This window comes from Arthrobacter sp. TmtSoilC48 (assembly GCF_059739425.1).
Genome location: NZ_AP046049.1, coordinates 4,038,068 through 4,056,818 on the forward strand (window position 1 = coordinate 4,038,068; position 18,751 = coordinate 4,056,818).

9 protein-coding genes and 1 pseudogene are annotated in these 18,751 nt (G+C 57.5%); 4 read left to right on the plus strand and 6 right to left on the minus strand.

Annotated elements, in window-relative coordinates; genetic code table 11:
• Positions 1 to 80 precede the first annotated feature (80 nt).
• Genes AC6I97_RS18595 through AC6I97_RS18605 form a run of 3 tightly spaced genes read right to left on the minus strand, consistent with a single transcriptional unit; the run spans position 81 to position 8,917 of the window.
• On the minus strand, positions 81 to 5,681 hold the full coding sequence (locus AC6I97_RS18595) for an ATP-binding protein (protein WP_497945915.1): 5,601 nt from the start codon (positions 5,679 to 5,681) through the stop codon (positions 81 to 83).
• A gap of 9 nt (positions 5,682 to 5,690) precedes the next feature.
• Positions 5,691 to 7,145, minus strand: a complete 1,455-nt coding sequence (locus tag AC6I97_RS18600) for a hypothetical protein (RefSeq protein ID WP_497945916.1) — start codon at positions 7,143 to 7,145, stop codon at positions 5,691 to 5,693.
• An 8-nt stretch (positions 7,146 to 7,153) separates the two neighbouring features.
• The gene (locus AC6I97_RS18605) at positions 7,154 to 8,917 is read right to left on the minus strand and encodes a hypothetical protein (RefSeq protein WP_497945918.1); all 1,764 of its coding nucleotides are present in this window, start codon (positions 8,915 to 8,917) and stop codon (positions 7,154 to 7,156) included.
• A 564-nt stretch (positions 8,918 to 9,481) separates the two neighbouring features.
• Here AC6I97_RS18605 and AC6I97_RS18610 point away from each other — a divergent pair.
• Together AC6I97_RS18610 and AC6I97_RS18615 are read left to right on the plus strand one after the other, a co-directional pair.
• Positions 9,482 to 9,727 carry a hypothetical protein gene (locus AC6I97_RS18610; protein ID WP_497945919.1) on the plus strand — a complete coding sequence of 82 codons (246 nt, stop codon included), beginning with the start codon at positions 9,482 to 9,484 and terminating at the stop codon, positions 9,725 to 9,727.
• 61 nt (positions 9,728 to 9,788) lie between these two features.
• Positions 9,789 to 10,196, plus strand: a pseudogene (locus AC6I97_RS18615) (substrate-binding domain-containing protein); the annotation flags it as partial.
• Between the two features lie 66 nt (positions 10,197 to 10,262).
• On the opposite strand, the gene AC6I97_RS18620 reads toward AC6I97_RS18615, so the two are convergent.
• Both AC6I97_RS18620 and AC6I97_RS18625 read right to left on the minus strand, forming a co-directional pair.
• Positions 10,263 to 13,157 (minus strand): NPCBM/NEW2 domain-containing protein, encoded by a 2,895-nt coding sequence (locus AC6I97_RS18620; protein ID WP_497945922.1) that lies wholly within the window; start codon positions 13,155 to 13,157, stop codon positions 10,263 to 10,265.
• A gap of 101 nt (positions 13,158 to 13,258) precedes the next feature.
• Positions 13,259 to 14,593 (minus strand): hypothetical protein, encoded by a 1,335-nt coding sequence (locus tag AC6I97_RS18625; RefSeq protein ID WP_497945925.1) that lies wholly within the window; start codon positions 14,591 to 14,593, stop codon positions 13,259 to 13,261.
• A 246-nt stretch (positions 14,594 to 14,839) separates the two neighbouring features.
• On the opposite strand from AC6I97_RS18625, the gene AC6I97_RS18630 reads away from it, so the two are divergent.
• Positions 14,840 to 15,517, plus strand: a complete 678-nt coding sequence (locus AC6I97_RS18630; protein WP_497945927.1) for an IS30 family transposase — start codon at positions 14,840 to 14,842, stop codon at positions 15,515 to 15,517.
• Between the two features lie 593 nt (positions 15,518 to 16,110).
• Here the strand turns inward: AC6I97_RS18630 and AC6I97_RS18635 are convergent.
• The gene (locus AC6I97_RS18635; protein WP_309927240.1) at positions 16,111 to 17,319 is read right to left on the minus strand and encodes an ROK family transcriptional regulator; all 1,209 of its coding nucleotides are present in this window, start codon (positions 17,317 to 17,319) and stop codon (positions 16,111 to 16,113) included.
• A gap of 243 nt (positions 17,320 to 17,562) precedes the next feature.
• Between AC6I97_RS18635 and AC6I97_RS18640 the strand changes: the two genes are divergently transcribed.
• The gene (locus AC6I97_RS18640) at positions 17,563 to 18,702 is read left to right on the plus strand and encodes a substrate-binding domain-containing protein (protein WP_309927238.1); all 1,140 of its coding nucleotides are present in this window, start codon (positions 17,563 to 17,565) and stop codon (positions 18,700 to 18,702) included.
• Positions 18,703 to 18,751: the final 49 nt, after the last annotated feature.

The window sequence follows — 18,751 nt, forward strand, 5'->3', positions numbered from 1 at the left end:
CGAACATATCTACGAAAATCACAATCTCAAGTATGCCGCGGGGGGCGATCGGTGTCCAGGCGTCGGACAAAAACACTATCCTACTCCCCATACAACTCGTAGTACGGCGTCACCCGGACAAAGTGACCTCTGTCCCAACCGAACGACTTGTACAGGACCTGATGGTTACCAAGGGCAGGGATGCGCTGGGCAACATCCTCTGAAACCTCCGTTATTCCTAGCGCGGCAAGTTCTTTGGCAGTCACGCTTGGGACCTTGTGGATGAACCACGTCCTCAGTGGCTGCCCGTAGTCGGTCTTCCCTGCCCTAAAGTGTGAAAGGTACTGTGATGCCAACATCACCCCAATTCCGGCACCTCGCCCCTTCAGCATGATGTCTTCCAAGACTTGGAAGTCGTAGCGCATGATGTTCACGGCCTCATCAACCAATAAGAACGATCTCAGATACCGGAGCACGGGCGCCTTCCCTTCGAACGGCAACAATCCTGCTCGAAGCATGTAGTCATGGTAGAGGTTCAAGAACAACGCCACGAGAGAGTTCTTAGTATTCGAGTCCTGTCCAAGTTTGTTCAGAGCCACCACAACCACGCGGCCCTCGAGAAGTTCGTCGAATGACAAAAGCTCATCCCTATCGGCGCTAAAGATTTCGCCGAAAACGAAAGTGTCCAGGATAGAAGTCACCGAATCTGGATCACCGACCAGTGCCTCATATCGGCTGCGAACGTCAGCGATCGTGGGGGGAAGGTCATTCCGGTCTTGGAATGCTTCCCTAACCGCCTGGTTCAGGAGGCTCATCTGTCTGGGTCCGATCCCGGAATAGATTTTCTTGAAAGTGTCGACAAGGGCTGCCCCTTGCTGAAAAGGCTTACGAGAATATTCCGCAGTAACGGGAAGGAAGACGTTCAACGGAATTCTATAGGGATTTAAAACCACGCCCCCAACGCGTTCCAGAAACTCCTCTTGTTGAAAGTCGCCCTTGTAATCAAAAATGAGCATTGAAGTCGGTAGGCCCGGCTGAACAACTCTCGCTTGGTCTCGAATCTGAGCGATAAGCGCCTTAATGAGTTCGGTCTTTCCAGTCCCTAGGTCGCCAACGATCCCTATGTTTGGTTGGTTAAGGCCAGTATTGCTGGGCCAAAAATCAACCGGAGCGTTTCCTACTGAATCCAACACTGTTCCAACATTGATCCTTACGCCCTCATCCCGAATACCCCAGATGGGCCCACGACCTTCCCGTTCCGGAACAAGTGAACTCGGTCCTTGAGAACTGAGCGAGTGGTGTGCATTGTCTGGCAACAGAGGGCGTCGGCGGGGCAGCTCTGGCCCAGAGTCCAGCACCGTTGCTAGCGGGGCCACAGAAGCATCGGACTCTTGGTCGGTATCGGCGGGGTCGGGCCCACCGCGTCGGTCAATTTCGGCGTACCCTAGCTGCGCAGGAATGTTGGCCTCAGTAGGTGAATGGTCCGCCCCGCTCGTACTCGGGGTCTCAAACGCAACGGCCACAGATGTCTCAGGAATTGGGTCGTTTAATGCCGTGCGGACCAGACTTTGCCAGGCGTCCACGATTGGTTCGACCCCAATCCCCCGAATGGCCTGAAAAGCCTTTTCCATATCACAAACAAGTCCCAACGACTCGGAGCCGTGCCCGCCCACCGGGCCTGCATAGAACTTTTTACCATCTACGAACTGGGCACTATGCAAGAAATACATCAAAATTGGGCGACCAACACTGAAGTCGGTCTGGCCATTCACAAGCGCTGCCATCCGCCGCACGAAGTCGTTCAAGTCGCCCAGAGTCTGCGGACTCAATTTTGCCGCGACTTCAACAAGAGTGGTCAAGCTGTTCCACCACAGCCGAGCATCGGCGCCGCGCAAGCTCCTGGAAAGGCCTTGGATTTTGGAGAGCAGTTCCTGACTATCCTTCAACTGGTTGAGGGCTGGTGCCAGCTCCAAAGAATCGGGTTCCGGCAATTTGTTGTGTTGTCTTTGGCTCTGGAGCCCGTACGCCTTAATCTCGACCGGAGTAACGGTCAGACCGGAATCTGAAAGATCCATGACCAAAAGATCCGCACGATGCTGAAAGTCACCGTGCGCGGCTCCATCGGCCAGCGTACGAAGAAAGTAGTCGGCGGCATCGATGGGGATTATCAGACGGTTGGTATTTTCACTTCTGGTTTGATCGAAGAGGCTTAAAGCCAAATAAAAACCAACGGCGCCTGCGACGTGTGTTCCACCCATGGCAAGAAGCGAGGACAACCCAACCCCACGGGATCCCAAAGTAGTCATGACACTCTGGCGGAGCCTGTCCGTCTCTTCTTCGGGACTTGCACGTCGCAGGAGTTTATCTAGTTCATTTCCGAAGGCCCGTGGTACACGGGCGACCGAGACAAACGGGCGCTTTTCCAATAGAGCACGGCCGACACGCTCGTCCAATACGGGAGGCCGCCATTCCCACAGCATCTGTTCGCCACCGTGTACATTGCCCATAAGGGTGGAAATAGTGGACGGGCTTAGATACGTTTCGCCCATCACAGTCCAATTGGCTGATTTATCACTCAAGCTGCCACGTGAGATTCCCGAGGAAACAACCGGAAGATTTTCAACCGCAGAAAGCGCATTCGTGAATGGGTGCCAACCACACGTTGGATCGATGCCCGGGTGGGAATCGTTGACATGAGAGCCTGACAGCCGGCCATCGTTAGCCTCAAAACGACGGAGCGGCACTAGACCGACGACTCCATGAGACATTCGACTGTTTCCGACGCGAAGCACGCTGCCCGAGTCCTGTAGGAAACGAATACTGCAGGCTCGATCAAACACTTTCCGGGGGTTGTACCGGGACCATGTGAAAAGCAATCTGGGATTGTCACGCACAAGTTTCGTGAGCTCTCCCCGTGGTGGAACGCCGAGTCGGTTAACTGAGTCCAACACGCGGATGCCTCCTAGAAGACCGTCCAATTGGGATTCCTTCCAATTAACGGCCATCTTCAAAACTGCGGAGTCTATTTCACTCAGTCTGGGCTGCTTCTTTTGAGCACTGAGATCCACTGTCAAAGTAGTCACGTGTGGATGCATCTTCCGGAAGGATCGCAACGCGGCATTCACGGCTTGCGCGTTGAGACCACTAACTGCCGTTCCGGGCGCATCAAAACTTCCTATGGATATAGGTGAAACTAATGGCAGCGGGTCCGACGTGGACGCCCTGACGAGCATCCCCCAACTCGTGAATAGCTGGCCTTCGCCAGTGTCGCAAGGGACGGCCAGCAAGCGGTGGCCTGTTCCGGAACCCGGCCCTGATATAGGGAAGTTCCACCCTTCGATGGATCCAAGGAATGCAAGTGGTTCTGTCGCCGATGCTAGAACATCTTCAACTCCCGCGAGCCAGGCAAGTCGGATGGGATGAAGGGGACTCAGGAGAACAGCGCTACAGCCCGAACCGTTATCAACGTCCCAAATGCTTATGGAGAATGGATACGTTGCCCAGAATATAAGTGCCGCATTCTCTGTAGACTTGGCACTTTCCAACAACTCAACGTATGACTCAAGGTACTCGGTAAGTTCAGCTGCTTGCCAAAGCGACCGCCAAGAAATCCGCGATGGCCATTCGAAGGTTACGCCGTCCCCGCCACCCTCGACAAAAAGACGCTTATCGAATCCAAGCTGCTTAGCTGCGTTACGAAACCGCTCCGCAGCGGGTCCAAGTATAAATTCTGGAAATTCAAAATCGATGAAATCATGGTCGCGGAGCGCCTGACGAGCACGCCCATTCATCAGGATTGCACCGCCGTCCTGAGGTAACATCCCAGCCATGGTGGCCTGCATTTCTGCAGGAAAGGCCGCATGCCCCAGCGCAAGCATAAATTGTTCTTGATGATCAGGAGAAGAGAGGGCCTCGGCCGCAAAAGCCTCATACTGCCCCCTCACGGAATCCACAGTCGGCGCACTGGGCCGATTGGGAGATACCTGCTGCTTCAGTGCAGCCGCCAAGATTGCAGACTGTTGGCCAGATTCAACTTCCATACTGCTAACTCGAAATGACAACGCTCCCAGACTAAATTCGTGCATTCCTGTGGGCACGAAGTGTGTAAAAGCTAATTGACTCCAAAGACCGTGGCGTTCGATCTTTTTTCCGTCCAAGTAGCAGCTACTTTCGTTTGCACTCCATAAGAGAGCCGCAAAGCCCTGCGTCGTTGGTTTGAGGTCCGTCGCCAGATCAACCACATCAGCGTCCCCGGCCCAACGACCAAGGACAGTCGGACGTCCGACAGCTCCCTTCGCCTTCTTTGGAGCCAGTGCAAGAAATTCACCTGCAGCATCAAACGATAGTACGCTCAGCGTCTGCGCTTTGAGCGGCAAGTGCGGAGCAGCGGCTGTCCCGGACGGAAAACTGGCGGTCAAGTTGAGCTGGCGGAATTTGGACGCATTCTTTCCGGTACCAGACTTCCATTTGATCCGCCCTTTGACGACTATTTCACTTTCAGTCCAAATTAATTCACTCTCACTCCACTCAGCCTGAGAGACCGGAGACAGCGATATTCGGACTTCGCTCCCATCTAGCTCGAGAGTGTCGGCGGGCCGCACGAGGGAAACAACGAGACAAACGGACTCCGACCAATAACCATCTTGAAGAGTTATGTCTCGCGTCATTGGTACAAGCACGGGCGAAGCATCGATCTCAGGCTGAAGGGCTAAGCTAGTACCCTGCGCACTGGTCAACCTCAGCGGCACATTCGACTCAGCTTGCCCCCCCGGATTGACGAAGTCCTTTTCTGGCAACACTGAGAACGCCTTGATCCTGGTTAGGTCGGCCCCAAGGAATTCTGCCAGAGATAGCCATAAGTTTGGTGAGACAAGTGAACTCTGCTCAAATTCTTCCCACGGAATTTGAAGCAGCCCTTCATGGCCTTCCCTTCCATTTAAACTAAGGATTCGGAGGGCGTTCTCAATACTTTCCGCTTGACTCCAGTACTCTTCCTGGGCATCGTTTAGCAATTTCGCATCCCGAATTCGTGAGCGTCTTTCTGACCACAACCGGACAGGCCTGGGCAATCCGAATGATGCATGAGCAAATTGCCCAAAGAACTCGTACGGACTCAAAGGACTTCTGTCGCGCTGCGCTTCGCTAAGGAGTGCCTGAAGATTCTGAATGCTGACATTACAATGGCGAAACCACACGCTATTCCAAGTACTTACATCTGAGTGACCTTCAATGTACAGATCCTTGACTTCAGTTAGACAAGATTCAAGAATGCCAGCTATTCGCCTGTCCCGGTCGAGCAAGTTGAATTGGTGGAGAACGTCATCCACTACGAGCTCCGATAGTCGCCTCAGTGTGAGACTTCCTGAGGTGACATCGGGAAAGCTCTGACCGACGATCTCTTGAAAGGTATTGTGAAATGACGGAATATCCGGCTTCCGACCGTGAACAACGGCAACATGCCGGTCCTCCCGATACCGAATCGCTTCCTTGGGCGAAACTTCGCGCCTAAGATCGTCACCATTATCTTCAGGTTCCTCACACACAAGAAATGCGTATGGAGGATCGAATCCAGTAGCTTTGTTCGCCGACTCAACCATCGCCAGAGCTTCTGCCTTCGTGATGCCGTCAGGAACGTGTACATATGCCAGATCTTTGGCGCTCGAGAAAGCTTTCCCAAGAGCTACGGAAATGGGATAATCCAAGATGTCTCCTTAATAAGCACTTTCAACGATGACGGCTATGTCTGCATCTGCGCTACCTCTTGCCAGCCCGGCCTTTTCTAGGAGTTGCACAACGTCGCCGAGTTCTGGCCGGATGCCTAATACGGCCAAATCATCCAGTACTTTGCCGACATTGCAGCTTTCTTCTGGTTTCTCGCAGGCCAAACTAGCAACTACCGTAATCCATTCAGTTCCCGGGTCAATCACAACCCACCTTCGTCCCCGCGATCTGAGTAAACCGTAATAGTCGGTAAAAGGTCCAGTCGACTCGCGAATTGAAAGACCATATTTGACGGTTTCATTGGTCAAACGAGCCGGCTCGCCAGAGTAGTTGAGGGCCGATCGCAGTTCAGCACGGGAGTTTTTCGAAAGATCACTGAGAAAGTCAATCGGATTCTGAGCCCTTGACCCACTGTGGGCACCATCATCCGGAAAGTTGAGTTTACTGTCCAGAAACTTACGAATCTGTTCACCGCGGTTGAGCCGTAGCTTCATCATCGAGCCTACTTCTCTAACAGATATTGACTCCTGACTCGATTTCCAGGGAAGGGGAACGGGAACGGAGCGAACGAGCTCGGCAAATGAAACAGGCATCCGTTCTTCATTTAAGACTGCCTCTGCAATGCGCTCGTACCAAGCCGCTTCCCAAAGGTATCCAAGTCCAACGCCAAGCCGGAGTACAGTCGTTGCCCAGTCAACCCACACTCGAGCGGGAAGTGCTTCCACCCATTCCTTCGAAGTAAGTCTCCTCCAGGATGTGGCAAGCCATTCGAATGGGGTCCCATTTAAGAGTCCAGCCCAATCGGCCGCCTTCTCATTTAACGGGAAACTGGATCGGCGAACAAAGGCGCCGCCGTGAACTAAGTCCATCAAAGCCTTATCAATGGCGTAAAGAACTTTGTCGTCTTCCAGCCGTTGATCCACGGCGGCCACCCACCGTTGCGTTGCGGACTCCGTGGTGCCGTCGTGCGAAAGCGCGGTTAGCCCCACCGAGTACATAGATTCGATGATTGTTCCATAGTCCGGGGGGCTCGGTTTGACCATGACCCCACGCGAATTCTGCATTAGCGCCAATCCAGGTGTCATTGGACTAGCGGGCTGATTACCTGATTTCTCACTACGAATTCCAAGTACACTCTGCGCGACGGCATCGCCCAGAAGTGCACTAGTCGCTTCTGTCGAGAAATTTCCGGTGTCCTTAAGGATGTCGCCAAACGCCTTCGCCCTTATCCCACCGGGCCAAGTAACCCGGAAATCGAAAGTCGTCGGGCTTTGAGGTTCAGCTTTATACATAAACCCGAGACGCGACAAGGGTTTATCGAATTTGGCATCAGGCGCCGGCTCATAAGCCTTCCACGCCAGAGCTGACACAAGCGCCTCGGGAACAGAGAAGTATTCTGGGCGATTGAACGGTAGCAACAGGTGTCTTGCAGATGGCTTTTGCATCACTACCCCTAGTAGCTGCTAAACGTGACAAGGTGGCTCTCGACCCCGGATGCGATGCGTAGCTCCGCACCGTCTAGGAGCTTGCTTCGAAGCCGCGATGACCTCACGCGTTCGAGCCTTGGTGCGGTCACGTCTACAAGATTAGTGACTCCTGAATGGTCATCGACGCACGCGAGTGCTTCCCGCACAAGGGCGAAGTCAACGTTGATGCGACCTTGCAGCTCGCCCTCCCGCCGCAATTCGAGAAAGACCTCGTCGCTGCCCCCTCTCTTTGTTCCCAGCTTCCCATCTTCCACTCTTAGAGCCATCTTGGGCTCAATCAGGTGGCCGACAATAGGCTCTGTCCGGCTGTCAAATAGCGGAAGGAGTGCCTCGCTTTCGCCATCCCGAAGCTGTCGCTTTGGTCTAAGGAGGGTTTCCATCGGCTTTCGTAGCACATCCGGCAGCTTAGGAGTTGCAACAATGGCTTCGATGAGCGCATCAATTTCACGTCTGAATGCCGGAATCCCAAGGGCTACTGCGTACAGTCGTGTGAGATAAGCGCCATACCATGACGATGCCTGGAGGCGATCGTTGTCCGGAAGAGTCTCATTGGAAACGAGGGCGGCAAAAGCAGCATCAACCTGCCAGTCAAACTCGGATACGATTTCAGAAAACTTGGCAGCTCCTTCCGGGACTTCGTCCCCCGCAGTGCTAGCGATAAGGGCGGTAAGCGGCGTGATAGTCATCGACTGGGATGCAAAGGCCTCGTGAATTGGATCGGCCCACCCTGCCCGGGGATTGTATGGACTAGTTCCAGGAAGGGCATCAAGAATTGGATCAATGGCTATAGTTAGCCGGAGCACCGGATCATTACCAGCTCTGGCACTCGCCAACGACTCAGCGCCCGCACCGAATATTCCCTGCGTGAAGCGCAAGGCGGAAAGGCGACGGAGCGCTTCAAAGTCTTCTAGGCGATTCATCCGTTTCGGTTGGTTCTGCAGGATGAAGCCTGCCAATTGGTGCCTCGACAACCAGTCCGGCGCGGCCCCGACGAGGACGCGCGCGATAAATCCCCAAAGCTCCCGGTACGTCATTCGGGTCGAACCTGCCAGTTCGGCCGAGCGGGCAAGAGTCAACAGGGATGAGCGCACGCCCGCGGACTTTAGGGACTCGAAGTTACCGGCCAGTGGATCGGCCTGAATGTCTACAACCTCATCCATAGTTTCTAAACGGCTGTCAATGGATGCAACCACCGCATCCAGGAGATCCGCAGCAGGTACTTGCCCATCCTCGGCTAAGAGCCCAGTTCGGTCGGCGAGACGTCGAATCCTGTAACCCGAAACTTCCCGCAGCTCGTTGTCAACGATAGACATCGTGGGGCTCGCCTCGAAAAGTGAGCACTCATCAACGAAAACGACGACTACATGCGCAAGAGGAGAGCCGCCGTATTTGAGTTCGGCCGACCGCCCGTATGGCAGCCGCACACTGGAATCGAGCGTAAAAGCACCAAGTCGAAGTCGATCGTGGGTTAGCCAGGAGACGACTAGCGCTCCGGCGCTTTCTTCGTCGCTTGGCAGCTGGCTAAGTTCCTCAATCAATATCCCTCGGTTAATACAGGCCATAACGTCAGTGCGAAGCCCCTCACGGAGGTCACCGGCCAAAGCACCGTCAATGTCCGCTACCAGTGGAGTGCCGTGTCTCGTATCACTGATGGTGGCATCGTTAACTACTAAGAGATTGCGGCTGCCATCGGTATATTCATACGTGCGCTGGGCCAGACCGCGTTCCACAGTTGAGGTCCTCGTCATGCCCTCCACGGCAGTCGACGTTGCGTGGGACTTGCCGGCGCCTGGTCCTCCGACCAGAAGGAGTATCCGTGGGATGGCGCTCGGCGATTTCGACGACAACCAGGAAAGAGCAGCGCTTACGCCCGGCGGTCTGGTAGCGGAAGGCCAGACTTCGTCAACCTTCTTGTCGGGTCTGGCCGCTACGTCGGCTCCGCCTGTTGCACGGTCCCAAAGACTACCGAGGACTTCCCATAGGGCATAACGGGAATCGTGCGCAACGACCATGCTTTAGTCCCTTCAATAGAGATTTCCGTGCCCTGCTGGTTCGACAACAGAAGACGGGTTGGATCCTCACCAGTCCAGGCCCAAGGAGCGACCAACGCACGGGCAGATTCCCGTGTCCTAAATAACCTACATCGACGAAGCGAGATTAGTCGGATCATCGGTCTGAACCTGTCACATCGAAGAGTCATGGCGCAGAACTCACAGCAAGCACGTACCTAGCGTGCCTGCTATCAATTAGGCGGGAAGCAAGTCTTCAGCTCGCGGTAGGCGTACGATCAAGGAATGGCTCTTGTACGCAGAATCGAGGAGGGCGCAAGCAATTCTCGTCAGCATCCGACTGAAACCGAATGCACGTTCCATCTAGCGTATTCGGATGACGGCGCAAAGCTTTTGACACTGAACACGTATGGATCACAGGAAAGAAAGATTGCCGGGAAGGTCAGCCAGACTATTCAGTTCGACCAACATGCGGCGGCGGAGCTTTATAAATTGATTCTTCGCACGTTCCCTGAGCTGAAGCAGCCCTGATAACGCAAGCCGAACGCCGATAGGCTCAGCTATGTAGTTGCCGTAGCGCTCACGCAAGGTTGTGTTCCAGATACGGCTTTGCCTCGGCGCTCTGAAAAGCTGCCCTCGGCCACCGGGTCATCGGGCTCCAGGTCGGCGACCCCAGCTCTGTCTACACGCCCACCCACGCGAACGCGGTTACCTCCGCGCTATGACCGAAGCCCAATGCCCTCCCGTCACCGCCACGGGCAGCTTCTCCTACGGAAGCGGCGCACACTGTCAGCAGCATACGAAAGACCGCCATCTTCGCCGTGAGCGACGAATCGGCACAGCCGTAGTCAACGAGCTCCCAGGCCGCGGCAGGCACATTCCTGAGGACGTCCGACCACTCGCCTTCAACAACACCTCAACCTTCCACTACATCCACACTCCGCTCAGTCAAATGTCGCCAGCCACTCGAAGAAGCGGACACAGGCTGAACACGCTGTGCGTCAGGCGCAGGACCCGCCTCCCCAGCGGATCCCACAAAAGCCCTACCTCACCGAACCAGCCAGAATCACCCCAACCCCACCGGCAGATTCCCCACCGCGATATCCATGATGTTCAGCCCCTCATCCACCAGGGCACTCCCCTGCGGCAGCGTCACGCTAGACACTTCGAACGCCGGCGGAATGTCGATCTTCGTGGCAAACACCCGAGCTGGCTCATCCACCCGCACAACCGTCGAAGGCCCGCCAATGTAAGCCTGCGTGTGCCGCTGGTGATAGGCCGACGTAGCAACAACCACGCTCGTATCCGAGGGGACTCCCGAGAGCCAGTTCGGCAACGACAGAACCACGTCACGCTTCTGCCCATTCGTGAAATGAACCGTCGCGACACCCGAAGACACGTTCCCCGTGGAGAACCCCGTCACCAACAAGGTCCGCCCCTTGCCAGAAACAGCAACTTCCTGCCCAGCAGCCTTCAAGGTATCCGGCGTCCCCACAGCCGTCGGATGCCAAACGGATGACACCCCAAACGCCGAATACCGCTCGCCCGAGCCAAGCCCAGCCTCCGCCAGAGCCTCCTCCGAGAACGTCCGCCGGTCAGCAGTAACAGCACCGTTCCGTGGGTTGGCCGCATTCGCCACGGACGTCTGATTCACCAACGAACCAAAGGGCAACGCGGCGGGAGCAACGCCCGGCCCTTGGTAAGCGCCGATATTCGGAACGGAAGCCGCACCAGAGGTGACGTTACCGAAGAAGTCCCTGCCGCCGTCGTCGTTAATCGCAACGCCAGCACCCAACAAAGGCGACCCGGAAAGCAGCCGATAACCCGGAACGGAAAGCGTAGTCTGCCCACTCCCGCCAGCAACCAACCGAGGATCCCCCAGCACCGAACCAGTCTCACCAGCAGGAGGCAAAATACCGCCAAAGTACGCGTTGTTCGCATAAACAGCCGACGCGGTTTTCAAACCGCCGCCCGGTGCCACGAAGAGGTTGTTGCGGACCTCGCGCGGGCCGGTCATGTCGTCCAGGAAGACGCGCGACGGGCAGTAGAAGGTGTTGTTGTAGATGTAGTGCTTGCCCGTACCGCTGCTGCTGCCGCCCAACCGGCAGTCGTCCTGAGCGATGTTGTACCGCAGCACCACGTTTGCCGCAGTGACACCACCGCCGCAGTTCGAGACGCAGTTCAGGTAGAAGCCGCCCGCATTCCCGTACGAGTAGTTGTACTGGAAGAGGCAGGTTCCCACGATCTTCATGTCGCAGTCCCATGCCGTGGAGTCGTACACAGAGGTGCTGCTGTTGCCCACAACGTTGAATTGGAATACAGGGTTCTTGGAGTTGTACGGCCACATGCCGGCGAAGTTGCCGCCTTCATAGGGGTGGGCGCCTTGGCCGAGGTTGAGTCCGCTGTTGTACTCGATGAGCGGTGCGTCGGAGTTATGGATCACGATCGCGTCGCCGCCCACGTCGTGGATCTTGTTGCGCGCTACGTAGACCTTGGTGTTGTAGCGCTCGGTGGTGTCCGGGGCGGAGATCTTCACGCCACCGCCGGCGGCATCGTTCACCTCGTTGTCAGTGATGGTGATGCCGTCCACCGAGCCCTTGCCCCAGGTGCGCACCATAATGCCGGCAGACTGGGCGAACCCGGCGCCGTTCGTGGCCTTGTTGCGCCAGCCGGCCACGTCTTCCACATGGTTTCCCGTGACCACGATCCCGGCAGTCTGTGCCGTTCCGCTGTTCTCAAAGAGGATGCCCACCCTGCGCACCGGAGTGTCCGACGGGTTCACCACATGCAGTCCGCTGACCGTCCAATGGCTGGCGTTGGTGATCTGGATGGCTGCCATCGCGCCGTTGCCGTTGATGGTGGGCTTGCCGCCATCGCCATAAGCGGACAATGTGATCGGGTGGTCCGCGACGCCGGTGCCCGCGGGCGTGAGCGCTCCGGTGCAGTCAGTGCCAGCCCGGAAGAGTACCGATTCGCCGGCGTTGAACGCGCCGTGGCCGTTGACCTGGGCGATCGAGTTAAACGGGCTGGCCTGGCTGCCGTCACCGGGAGTGGCCGCGGAGCAGTCGACATAGAACTTCGCATCGCTGATCTGCACGATCAACGCGCCGATCCTGCCCGTGGTGGCCACGTCGAAGGGGCCAGTGCCGGTGGCGACCAGTTCAGTCGTCCCGCCTCCGGCTCCAGCAGGTACCACGAAGGTGATGATCGCAACGCCGGTGGCGTCAGCAACGGCGTCGGCCACGTTTTCGCCCCGGAGGCTGAGACTGACGGGGCTCAACGGCTGAAGGTCACGCACGACGACGGTAGCCGGGGTCCCCGGGACCAGCGAGTTGAGGTTCGTCCCGGCTGAGCCCTCGATACGCAGCGGCGCGGCGAGGAACGCGTCGGAGCAATTGATCTTGGCCTCAGCCCAGTCGGCGTGATCGTTGCCGTTCCCTTCCGGGCCGGCCTCCACCTTCAGCTGCAGCGAGGTGCCGCCCCTCAGATCCACGTTGACTGGCAGAGCTCCGTCCGTTCCCTTCCGCTCCCCCGCGAAACGCTCCAGTCCATCCACCAGGACCTTGAAGTCCACCCGGCCGCGATCACCCTGGGTATCGTCCACACCCACCTGGGCGAGGAACTGCCGGCACTGCCCGCCGAGGTTATACGTAATGGACGACGCCGCGTGGGTGCCCAGACCCTTCGCGTACACGGTGCCGCCAATCGTCAGCGGCGCGCGATTGGCGTCCGCGAGCGCTTGGCCGCCGTTGCTCATGTCCAGTTCGGCCGGCCCCCAACCGTTCGTCATGCTGGACCATGGAACGTCACTGGCATACACGACGCCGGTAGGCGGCGGAGTCAGCTCGGCTGCGGTTGCTACGGGGCTGGCTGCGACTCCGGCGGCTACCAGCGTGGCAGCTATGAGCGCTGCGGATGCGGTGGTTGCGGCCAGACTTCTGGCCAAGGTTCGTGGGTGCAAGTGAGGCTCCTCATTGAGTGGGTTTCCTCAAGGAGTTTCTTGCGGTTGCACTGCGAAGGGCAACGAAATGCACAGGACTGAACAGGCCGGGCGCAGCGCCCCTACAGCCTCACCTTGTAGACGTGATGCGTGGATTCAACGGGAAAATCATCCGTGAACTTCCCGTCTTTCACGGCGATGGTGCGGTTCTCGTTCACAACCTCAACCGTCTTGGGAGTGACACCCGTTGGCAGGGTGAAGGTCCGCTGCCCGGTCAGCGCGTCCTGCGTCATCGCGAAAATGTAGGCGTCCCCGTTGTAGCTTTTCAGCATGGTGTCCAACCCGTCGCCAAAGTTCCATACATAGCTTTGCGTGTTCAGAACGGGTGCCAGGGCCTTCACTTCTGCGTTGATCTCACCCATGGCCTGCACTTGGTCCCGGGAGCAGGCGGTGTTGTGGATGCGGACATCGGCGAGCGCATCCCCCGACATGCACGGGTTATCGGACCCACCGCCGGGCGACTGGGTAAACCACACAATGCCGCGCGACTCGTGGATGAGCATCGCCCACACCTGCGCCTTCACCCTGTCCGGCGTCATCTGGTCGGACAGGTCGTGCTCCCCTTCCGGGCTAAGCACGGTCGGGACCATCCAGATGGGCGAGTACACACCCCTCGCTGCGTTGACCTCCTGCATGACCTGCATGGCTTTCGCGTACGCGGACGACGTCTGGCAGGTGGCCGTCGTCGTCGGGTTGTATCCCTGCGGTGTGCGCAGCCGCCAATCGCGGCAGGCACCTGCGTAGTAATAGTTGGACGTCGAGGACACGTCCACGGTCTCCCAGTACCGCTTGGTGATGTCCATGGGCGCGTCGTAGCTGATGAGGGACGGAGTCCAGTTGGCGTAGGTAAACCGACCCTCCTCCTTGGCCTTCAACTCTTTGATGGTCTGGTTCATGTGCACGACGCCCTCATCCCAACCGAACCGGCCATCTACCTCGTCGTCGACGTAGTTGCCCGGGAGCTGGGCCCAGTTATCGGGTGCGTTTTTCGTTTTCATCAGCGAGAACATGCCGTGCTGGTCGAACAGCGAATAGTCAGTGTCAGGGTTGAATTGGACGTAGAAGTTGATGCCATGAGCTTTGTCGAACTGCATCTGCTCGCCGTTCGCGGATGCGTACCAGACTCCGATGGGGAAGAAGCCCGGGTCATCCCACCCTGCGGCGTCGGCCTTGCTGAACTTCTTGTAAAAATCAGGTCCACCGTCCCAGGGAATCCTGGCGAGCTTTGCCAGCGCCGCCGGAGGCGTTGCGGATGGCGAGCCTGTCGATGAGGCAGCGCCCGTAGGGGTTGCTGACGCGCCCGACGGCGGTGAGCTGGGGTCCGCTGTGGCCGTGCATCCGGTGAGTAGCAGGACGGCAACCGCTGCTGCCGCTGTGAAGTAGCGAACCCGCTTCATAGCTCCTCGATTCCGTCCCGACCGGTGAAACCTGAATGTCTCTAGGATGACAGGGCTTTCCGCCAGCCCCTAACAAAACTTCGGCGATCCGGCTAGGCTCCGGTCCATCGCGTGATGGCTATGTTGCTAATGGGGGTAACAGTGATGTTCCGATCAGGGTCGACTACAAGTGCACGGCGCATAACTCGTTTATCGCGACGGGTTGGAAGCCGCCGACACGGACTTTTCCTTGGTACAGCTGCGGCCATGGTTGCGGCCTTTTTCCTGGGGCTCGCAGTGGTTCCTGCGCAAGCGACGCGGGCTTTGAACGTCCCCAACAACAACTGGGATTACGTCAGCATCAATACGAGCTACTTTCACGACGTTCTTGCCCGTGACACAGCAGGCGATCTCTGGGTGTATCCCGGTGACGGCCTTGGCGGCTGGAAGAAGCCCCGGTTCAAGATGGTCCTGAGTATTCGTCCCATGCCGTCAGGCTCGGCTCGACTGTTGCGTTCCGGAAAGTTCAGTCGACGGCCCCGATCGAGAACGAAAGTGAAGTCGCGCCAATACATCACGGATGCCCTGAAGATCGGGGATCGTCCGGCTCATATTGCCGGGCGGGAGGAGGTCGGCCACTGGGAGGGCGATCTCATCATGGGCAAGGCCAATAGATCAGCGATTGTCACGTTGGTAGAACGTACATCACGCTTTTTGATCGCGTTCACGCTCCGGCCGGAAAGTCGATCAGAGAACATGCGGGACCAACTCATCGAGGCTCTTGCGGCTTTGCCGGCAAGCATGCGGAGGACGCTGACATGGGACCGTGGGTCCGAGATGGCCAAGCATGCAGAAGTGACCTCGGCGTTGGGGATCCAGGTGTACTTCTGTGATCCAGCCAGCCCATGGCAACGTGCATTGAATGAGAAAACGTGCATTGAATGAGAATACGAACGGATTGCTCCGCCAGTATTTCCAAAAGGGAGAGGACCTGAGCGCCGTAGGGCCGGAGGAGGTCGATTTCGCCGCCGATCAGATCAACAGCCGGCCGCGGGCAGTTCTCGATTGGTCCAGCGCAACGGACTGTTTCAGATTCCACCGCACGGCGGCGACTGATGCCGCCCGATAATCACTGGCTGAACTTGGTCCCGCGACGGCTTCATACCGAAAGCAAATGCCCCGAAAATAGTCCTGGGCATGCCAAGCAGCGGTCTTACGAATTTTACCCCGCACCAGGTACTCCCCAGACTTCCCGCTGGGCAGTATGAGCCGTGCCGCAAAGAAGAGTCGACAACAAAGTAAGAGGACTGCAAACCGTGCACTAGTCCTCTCTTAAGGCGAACAAGCCGCGGGAGCGGCCTACTGCGGGTTGACGGGCAGTTGCGTCGGCCGCTCTACGTTTTGTCGATGCGGATAAGGCGTGAGCTGGGGCGCCAGCTTACGCCCAGCACAGCCGGGCACCCATGGGCGGAAGAGTTCAACGAGTCCTCGCTGAACGGACTCAGCAAAGACAAGAGTGCGGGTTCACTGACCCTGGCCTATATCGAACCAAGATGAACGTTTTTTTGAGGTGAAATCATACGGGCTTTGCCTATGCTGCTCGGCGTCAGGGCCTGGGTTGCCGGCAGATCGGCGAGAAATTCCGGCTGAATTCCCAAGTCGGCGTAGATGGCACGCAGGCTAGAAACGACGGCTCCTGCTGCCCCCGAAAAGTCTCCAAGCTCAGCTGGAACGAGCGTGGGAGAGACGCGAAGGTTTCGCTCCAAGGTGGCTTGGTATCGGCTAAGACTGGTAGTCAGCGACTTCGCAATTCCGCCTCCAAGGACAATAGTCTCAGGGTCACACGACACCGAAATCGCGGTGAGGACGATCATAAGCGCGTGGTCAAAGTGTGCGCGCAGGGAATGGAGGTGCCCGGCGTTTTCGGCGAATAGGTCAGCTGGTGTGTTCAGCGGCAGTCCGGCTTCGTGTGCACGCTGCAATATGCCGGGGCCGGTGACCATATGTTCGAGTCTCCCGCCAAGTGGGCCAATGGGCAGCTGACCGAACTCGCCGATGAGTCCGTGGGAACCCTTGAGGACGTTGCCATCGATCGCGAGCCCGGCACCAAGGCCCGTCCCCAGGGTCAGCATGGCTGCGGTGGGTGACGTGCGGGCAGCACCAAAGCGTTGTTCCCCTAGCAGAGCCAGGTTCGCATCGTTGTCAGTTAGTAATTTCAGTTGTACCGTGCCCTCAAATGCTTCGAGGAACACGGTCCCGTCGACTTGGGGCAAATGGGTCGCGTTGGAGACAGAGCCATCAACGCGGCTGACAGCACCCGGAAGTCCCATGCAAATGGAATCCACCAGTGGCCACTTTTTTCCGCAGGCGCTGCGCACCTCACCGGCGAGCCAGTCTGCCAGTCTGAGTGTGTCCAGGTCTGATGGTGTTTGGACTTCGCAGACGAGAACTGGTCTGGCATTGAGGTCGGCGAGGATGAAGCGGGTGTTCGAGGCGCCGAGGTCGATGCCAAGCACATAGGATCGGTCTGCCACCAGATCCAGCAGCACTGCCCGTCGGCCCCTGTTTTCCGAGACTATTTCCGATCCCTCACGTAGGACGCCCTCGGCTAGGAGTTGATCCACCACGCGGGTGACCGTGGCCGAGGAGATACCTGTCGCCTCGGCGACTTGCTTTCGACTGGCCGGGGCAGCCCTGAGCACTTCGGCAAGTACCGCGCTTCGGTTCGTGGCTTTGGGACTCTGCACGCAGCCAACTCCTTCCGGAATTCAAATCATCTTGAAGCCAAAGATACCGGACGCCCTCCAAAAACGGGCCAACGTGGGCCGTTTTTGAAATTTTTTGACCCTAACCATTGACTTTGATTGCAGCTTGAAATCAAACTGATGTGTATCAAGTCGAGGACGCTTCCGTCCCAATGCTGTTGGCGGGAGCCGGCAACTGGACGGCCGGCTTCCCTACGACAAAGCTCAAGGAAGGTCTGGAACTTCATGAAATCTTCAAGGTTTACGGCACGCGCCCAGGGCGTACGCTGGCTCGCTGTTGGACTGTCCGCATTGGCGCTGACTCTATCCGGGTGCTCGGCCCAGGGCGGTTCACCAAGTGACTCCTCCAGCACGGCCGCCCAGGTCTCCGAGCCGAGCCTGGAGTTTGCAGGTCCCAATGGTGAAAAGCCAGGCAAGATCACGGATCTGGTGCTGACGGACGATGAGAAAGCCAAGGTCAAGAGCGGCAAGTTCAAAGCTGCGTTCGTGTGGCACACCTCGTCTGAGTTCGTCTCTGCTGTCGAAAAGGGCGCCCGGGAAGAGTTCACGGCCTTGGGCATCGACGTCGTAGCCAGCACACAGGCCAACTTCGACGCTGCAACCCAGGCGAACAACCTGCAAACGGTGTTGGCTCTCAAACCCGACATCATCGTGACCATTGCCGTCGATCCGGTCTCTGCCGAAGCAACCTTCAAACCAGCCGTGGACAAGGGCACAAAGCTCGTTGTTATGACGACACCGCCGGCCAACTACCACGCAGGTAACGAGTTTGTATCGATTGTGACTGAATCCCTTACTGACGCAGGGAAAATGAACGCCACGATCCTGGGGGATGCGCTGGGTGGTGAGGGCGACATCGGCTACATGTATCACGATGCTGATTTCTGGTTCACGAACCAGCGCGACAAAGCGTTCAAGTCCTGGACCCAGTTCCTCTACCCGGGCGAAAAGATCGTCGCTGAGGTGGGGTTCACTGATGAAGCCAAAACTCAAGAGCTTGCTGCAGCCATGATCGCTCGCAACCCGAACATCAAGGGCATCTATGTCCCGTGGGCCACCGCTGCCCAAGGCGTGCTCGCCGCTCTTCGGGACGCCGGTCGTTCCGACGTCAAAGTCGTAACCAACGACCTGGATGCAACCCTCGCAGCGGACATGGCGCGAGATGGTAACGCCGTGGGACTCGTTGGAAACAGCTCGATTTCCCTCGGTAAGGGCCTGGCGACTGCATCAGCCTACGGTGTGCTGGGCAAGACTGCCCCCGCGCTTGTTGCCACGACGCCGACCAAGGTCACCAAAGACAACCTTGTCCAGGGATGGAAGGACGACTACGGCGTCGAGCCTCCGCAAAGCGTCACCGGTAAGTAAATTCTTTCGCCAGCACCGCGACCAGCTAAGCGGCTGTTGGCACCAGGCG